The sequence below is a fragment of the Microcystis sp. T1-4 genome (assembly GCF_000297435.1).
Classification (GTDB): Bacteria; Cyanobacteriota; Cyanobacteriia; order Cyanobacteriales; family Microcystaceae; genus Microcystis.
On sequence record NZ_CAIP01000061.1, the window covers coordinates 1 to 4,679 of the forward strand.

The following is a 4,679-nucleotide window of genomic DNA, read 5'->3' on the forward strand; positions in this document are numbered from 1 at the left end:
AACCGTTGGGAATTTCAGACTCACTTCACAACCAGCGATGGTATAATTATAGGAATCTGGTCGCCAATTTACTCGTTCATCTCCTAATATAGCGAGACTGATAACCGGTTTCTGATACAAATCGAAGGCACGATAGTTATAAATATACATCCTCTGAGGGAAATTTTCTTCGTATTGACTTTGAATTTCAATATGAATCAAAATCCAGACTTCTTGTCCCTCAAGTAGCCAAGCCTTATAAAGTTTGTCAGCGAAACGTTTTTTTGTCTTTGCTGAAGCGGTAATCCGTTTGAGTTCTTTTTCTAGAGATTCGGGAGTTTTTGTCCAATCAATTAGTTGGTGAACTTCAGGAAAAAAGAAGCTTAAAAACGCTTCAAAATACTCGCTTAATGCTTCTTTCCAGGGTTCATCATAATTGGCGGTTGTTGGGTTCATGGCGAGTCGCTGTCAATCAGAAAGTTAGGCGATCCTCTAGATTCATTATTCCCCATAAATATCATCAATGCTACTTGTCGTCACAAAACTTCCCATTAGAGCAACCTACATCTACATCTTTGTTCTAACATTTATTGGTAAAACTATATAATGCCGTCAGATAAAGGGGGTCGGAACCAACGGAACCGGGGAAGATATCCTTAACTAAAAAAGGAGTTGACATGATTTTTTCCTGAATAAAGGGTGAAAATTTTAAAATCGCCGTTTCCCGCACTTGGGACGGCCCTAGTCGTTACCATGCCAAGAAGCGGCTCAATCATCGCCGTCAGCGTTAGGTTTCATTCTTCAATCCAACCTAAGTTCACCTCTGGTATAGATTAGAATCGATTATTAACATTGATTTTTGCTTATGATTTATTATGGTTTCAGTGGGTATTAATGGGGGTTATTATAAACAAACCAATCAATATTATTTATAAAGTTTTTTGAACGGCTCTTCTGGTTTATGTTTGGAAACGAGGTCTATTCTCGCGAAACAGGTGCAAGATTTTCAGAGAATCGTGCTTCAAAACCTTGCGTCTTTATCGGCCCGCGTCCTGTAGTGGCGAAGCATTCGGATAAAAAATCTACGGTTTCACCGATAGGTTATTGCCCGAATGCTTCGCCCGTACTTTTTGCCGCAAACCCTAGATAGAGTTCTATAGCAGCGGGCAGAAAGCAGTATTTTCGCTGCTTTTGCCCCCTTTTTAGAGAGATTCTTCCCTCACGGAACCATCTTCTTGCACCCAGGCGAGATTTTTAATCATCCGATCGCGGGCATAGGTACGAAGTTGTGCCTCGCTGCGACCCCCTAAATCGATCGCCACTCTCAGATTCGGATCACCGGTGCGAAGGGAGCGAGCCTTAGCAAAAGTCGCTATCTGGGCGTTATTACCCAAAGGGATAAGCAACCAGTCGAGGGGGGGAGCTTGACTGGGTAAAGTCTCGCCTGATAATAAACTGTCGTGGAGTTCTTCGATATTCAGGGAAAAACCGATACCCGGAGCCGATTGCCCCTGGGGATGAAAAACGCCCAATAATTGATCGTAGCGTCCGCCCTGGCCTAAAACACTGAGATTTTGCCGGTGATAACTAACGGCCTTAAAAACGATGCCGGTGTAGTAATCAAAGGTTTGAATCAGACTTAAATCGAGAATTAGGGGAAAGGGTTCAGAGCGATCGGCATTAAGCAGCTCTACTAGGGATTTAAGGTTATTAACGGCTTTTTGGGCTGATTCTTCCTGGGCTAATACGGCCACTTGTGCGAGGACATCCTCGGGATTACCGCGCAGGTGAAATAATTGTCGGGCTTGCTGCCAGAGGATTTCGTTAGGATAGGGAAGATTTTCGAGGCTAACGTAGTCGAGGAGGGCTAAACAGCGTTTCACCTGTTCGCGTAAGGGATCCGGAAAGGGGGAAAGTAGGGAACGAGTCAAACCGGCTTCTCCTAAAATAATCTGCCAGTTAGGGACGGCCAAACTATCGAAACAGTCGGCCAGGAGCAGTAAAATCTCGGCATCAGCTAGTAAACCGCCAGAAAAGAGCAGTTCTACCCCCGCTTGATAGAATTCCACTTGACGACCGTGATAACCGGCGCTAGGGCGACGAAAAACGTTAGCCCGATAACAGAGACGTTGGGGATAGGACTCCCCACTCATGCGGGTGACGGCACTACGGGCAATGGAAGCGGTTAATTCGGGGCGTAATCCCGATAGTCCTTGACTATCCCCGTGCAGTTGGATCACGGCGCTGGGATCGATCGCACCGCCTGCGGTGAGGGTATCGAGCCATTCAATGGTGGAGGTGACGATCCTTTGATAGCCCCAACGCTGAAAGACAGACTGAAGGCGATCGTTAATCCAGCCTTTTTGGGTAACTTCTAGGGGTAATAAATCCCTTGTCCCCGCCGGGGGTTGATGAATCATGGGAGTTTGCTAATCAAAATCGGTGGCACTGGTAGTCCTATTTATTCTTTTTACCACCAAATAGAGACCAAAAACCGCCCTTGCGCTCCCCTTCCTTTTTTTGTCCCTTCTGATCTTGCCTTTCAGTGTTAGGATTAACCACTTTATCTAGTTCCCGTTTGCACCTAATCACCGTCGCATCTTTGGGGCTGGCTTTCCATGCCCGATTGATATGAACCCGGGCCATGGAGAGTTGATTTTGTTGCAGGTAGGCCAAACCGAGCAGGGCGTGACAGATGCTATTATCCGGTTCTTGCCGCAGGGCATCGCGCAATTCTCGCACAGCTTGGGCGGGATTATTTTGGTCAAGAGAGGCTTGAGCGCGGCGAATATAAGCTTCTAGGGGCGATTCGTTGGCTTTAGCCTGGGCTGCCGTGGTGGCAGCAGCTGCCCCTAACTCGGACTGGTTAGAATTGCCCTGGGAGATAAAGACTTTCGGGGTGGCTTTCTTGTTGCCCCGACCTTCGGTTAAGATCAGATAAACCAGATTGAGTTCACTGAGTTGGGCGATTTTCTCATAGGCATTTTCTAGGGCGGTATATTGATCGATCGCCAAAGATTGCAGGATTTTTTGATAGGCTAATTGATAGTTAGCACTAGATTGGGCTAGTTTTCTAGCCGGTTCGCTATTGATGGTGATTTTACTCAAATCTCTCGCCATTGCCTTGCCCATTTGTGCTAAAACCAGCCGGAATTCTTCCCGAGATAGGTCGCGGCCCAGATGTTCGTAGGCCGGGTTAACTAATTTTGCCAGTAACTGATTAGCCTGTTCCCTGGCGGCGGGGGTGTGAATGCGACAGGTATCGGGATGGAGTTTATAGGCGATTTTTAAGTAACGCTCGCGAATCTCCTCCTGTTCGGCATCGATCGAGACTCCTAAAATAGCGAAGTGATCGATTAAATCAAATTGAAATAAACCCCTGGAAATTGGAAAAGGCATACGGAAGATCTTATCTCCAATCAAAATGATAATCGCAATCAATGTTAAAATAATTAAAACTGAAAGCTCCAAGAAGCCGCTTTTTGCAGAGCTTGGCTTAAGGGGGTGTGAATCTGTCCATTAGTGGCTAGGATTCGCCCCGTTTCTATCAGAAAAGGACTCTCATCGTAGGCGGTAATTTTACCCCCAGCTTCTTCGATCAGAATAACTCCCGCGGCCAGATCCCAGGGATTAATCCCTCGTTCCCAATAACCATCTAAGCGCCCACAGGCCACATCGGTTAAGTCTTTGGCGGCAGACCCGCTGCGGCGTACCCCTTGGGTCAGATGGGTCAGATAACAGAATTCGGCATAATTATTATCGGGGGTTTGACAGCGATCATAGGCAAAGCCCGTCACCAGTAAACTTTTTTCTAGTTCACTCGTCCGGGAGACATGGATGGCACGACGGTTCAGGGTGGCCCCCAAACCCCTGGCAGCCCGAAATAGTTCCTTTCTAAAGGGATTATAGATGACTCCCACTGCTGCTTTCCCTGCGATCAGTAGTCCGATGGAGACGACGGCTACGGGATAACCATGGGCATAGTTGGTGGTTCCATCGAGAGGATCGATCGCCCAGAGATACTCGCTATCGGTCCTTTGCAGTTTTCCCGATTCTTCCGCTAAAATCCCATGTTCGGGAAAGTGACGGCCAATAATTTTGAGAATTTCTGTTTCTGCTCGACGATCTATTTCCGTCACTAAATCGCCCGATCGCCCTTTCTCTTCTATTTTCTCGATTTTACCCCAATTATCCTCGATAATTGTTCCTGCCACTAGGGCGGCTTCACTGGCAATGTCTAGGTATTTTTCTAATTGGCTGCTAGTATCTGGCACGATTAATCCCGAATCTATTCTTCATCTAAGGGTAAACCAAAACGCACTTTCCCACGGGCAAAAAAGCGACCGAATTGCAATTCATAGACTTCATCTTCGTCTTGGGTGGCTACTTCCATATCGCTACGGGCATAACTGACACAAAGTAAAGCATAACCTCTGGCTTTTAATTCCGGCGATAGTCCAATCGCTTCTGGTTGATCGATATCTCCCGATAATACCCTGACCGCGCAGCTGGTACAAGCTCCATTGCGACAGGAAAAGGGTAATTGATGACCCTGTTTTTCCAGACTGTGCAGTATATATTTATCCTCTGGAACGGTGGTGACAAATTTTTCGCCCGTCTGACGATTGTGAACGGTGATTTGATAATATTTAGTCATAGTTTAGTTAGTCGTAAATTATAGATGCAATTCTAGGTAGTTC

General features: G+C 46.5%; 4 protein-coding genes and 1 pseudogene. All 5 read right to left on the bottom strand.

Annotated elements, in window-relative coordinates; translation table 11 throughout:
• Positions 1–435 (bottom strand): annotated as a pseudogene (locus MICAI_RS03435) (Rpn family recombination-promoting nuclease/putative transposase); the annotation flags it as partial.
• Between the two features lie 746 nt (positions 436–1,181).
• Positions 1,182–2,399, bottom strand: coding sequence for an ATP phosphoribosyltransferase regulatory subunit (locus MICAI_RS03440; RefSeq protein ID WP_008197775.1), 1,218 nt, complete (start codon positions 2,397–2,399; stop codon positions 1,182–1,184).
• A 37-nt stretch (positions 2,400–2,436) separates the two neighbouring features.
• Complete coding sequence (locus MICAI_RS03445; protein ID WP_008197777.1) at positions 2,437–3,378, bottom strand: J domain-containing protein; 942 nt, start codon at positions 3,376–3,378, stop codon at positions 2,437–2,439.
• Positions 3,379–3,431: 53 nt separating this feature from the next.
• Entirely contained in the window at positions 3,432–4,253 is an 822-nt protein-coding gene (locus MICAI_RS03450; protein ID WP_008197778.1) for an inositol monophosphatase family protein, read from the bottom strand.
• Between the two features lie 14 nt (positions 4,254–4,267).
• Positions 4,268–4,636 (bottom strand): 2Fe-2S iron-sulfur cluster-binding protein, encoded by a 369-nt coding sequence (locus MICAI_RS03455; RefSeq protein ID WP_008197780.1) that lies wholly within the window; start codon positions 4,634–4,636, stop codon positions 4,268–4,270.
• Positions 4,637–4,679: the final 43 nt, after the last annotated feature.